This is a genomic window from Arthrobacter sp. UYP4 (genome assembly GCF_057291175.1).
This window is the reverse complement of the sequence record NZ_JBXAVU010000023.1, coordinates 1-1471: the sequence shown is the minus strand read 5'-3', so window position 1 is coordinate 1471 and position 1471 is coordinate 1. Positions and strand designations below refer to the sequence as shown.

Annotated in this window: 1 protein-coding gene and 1 pseudogene; both read right to left on the bottom strand. The window is 65.7% G+C overall.

Annotated features, from left to right (window positions below; genetic code table 11):
* Window positions 1-1193, bottom strand: a 1193-nt coding sequence (locus AC0Z9V_RS18145) for a type IV secretory system conjugative DNA transfer family protein (protein ID WP_485142389.1), incomplete at its 3' end; no start/stop codon positions are given.
* Window positions 1190-1471 (bottom strand): annotated as a pseudogene (locus tag AC0Z9V_RS18140) (ATP/GTP-binding protein); the annotation flags it as partial. The pseudogene AC0Z9V_RS18140 and the gene AC0Z9V_RS18145, both read right to left, overlap by 4 nt.

Below are 1471 nucleotides of genomic sequence, written 5' to 3'. Positions count from 1 at the left end.
GCGGTGGCCGTGGCCACGGTCAGGGACGTCACCAGAGGACCCGCGGTGCCAGCACCTTCCTTGGACAGCGCGTAGAGAGTGTTCTTGCCCTTGATAAAGTCCTCGGGCGTGAACTGCGGCCGCGGATCATTCGGCCCGCTGGGGTTCACCCACGGGGCGATCTTCTCGTTCTTCAGGCACGTGGCCATCTGCCGTGCGGTGCCGTAGACGCCTTCACGCTGCTTATCCGGCAGGGACATCGTGCTGCCCATGGAATCAGCTTCCTTCAGCCACCCGGCCTCGAGGAGCAACGTCGAGGCTTCTCGTTCCTCGGGGTGGGAGAGCCACGAGTGAACCTGGCTGATGGGCCGATCGCTCACCGCTGCCGCGAGCAGGTACCCGGCCAACAGGTCCTTGCCGGCTGTGTCGAAGTACGCGTCAGCCTTCGCTCCGACGGAGCGGGAGCCGAGGGCGAAGTTGTTCGCCATCTCCGCGGCCCGTTCGGCGTCGATCACGTAGCTGAGCGGGTTCCACCACCAGGTGGGCTTCTCGTTCGCGACGCCCTGCGGGTCGAAGATCCACACGTCGCCGTTCTCGGCGCGAATGTCGCGGGTCAGATCCGACAGGTCCCGCTTGTTCGACGTCGCGATCACGGGCCCGGGCGCCTCGATGATCGACGGTGCGGCCTGCGTCGTCGTCTTACCTGTGCGGGTGCCCCAGATGTGCAGGAGCGTGTCCTCCCACGACGCGTAGAGCGTGTTCCCACCGCGCACCATCCGACCGATCATCACGCCCGGTGATTGCTCGGCGGTCAGGCCGAAGCGGGCTGACTTGGCCTTGACCTGCTTCTCGGTGAACGGCGCAACGTCCTTTAGGGACGCCATCTTCATCGCGGCCCGGTCGTGCTTGACGATCTTCCGGCCCTTGCGGATGCTCATCACGATGTACAGGACGAACAGTGCCAGCAGGAGGACGCCGGCGACGATCGCCAGCGTGATTTCCGTGGAGCGCCACGGCATGATGCCGGTGAAGTTGCCCAGCGACCGTGGCCAGAACCCGGTTGGAATACCGTCCGGGCGTGGCTCGAGCTGGTGCCCGAGGGTGTTCAGCCCATAGAGGGCACCCGGGACGCCGACGAGGGCGACGATGAGGACGACCAGCAGGGCGGCCTCACCGCCGAGTCCGGCTGTGTGCTTGCGGTCCAGTGAGCTCACAGCTCGCCTCGCTCCTCTGCAGCGGTTCGCTTGGCCTTGTGCCACTTCTTCTCGGTGTCGTGCACACGCGACCGGCGCTCGGTCGGGGTGAACTCCATCGAGAACGGGATGCCGGCCCGGGAGCCGACCTTGATGAAGAACTTGCCCTGCCCCGGTGGGGGCTGTGTAGAGCGGTCGTCGTTGAACCACTCGCGGTTGTCGTCGTCCTCGAGCCACGCAGCCAGCTCGTCATCCGTAAATGACTGGTCAGTGCGCCGGAACACGTCGTCGTTGGTGTA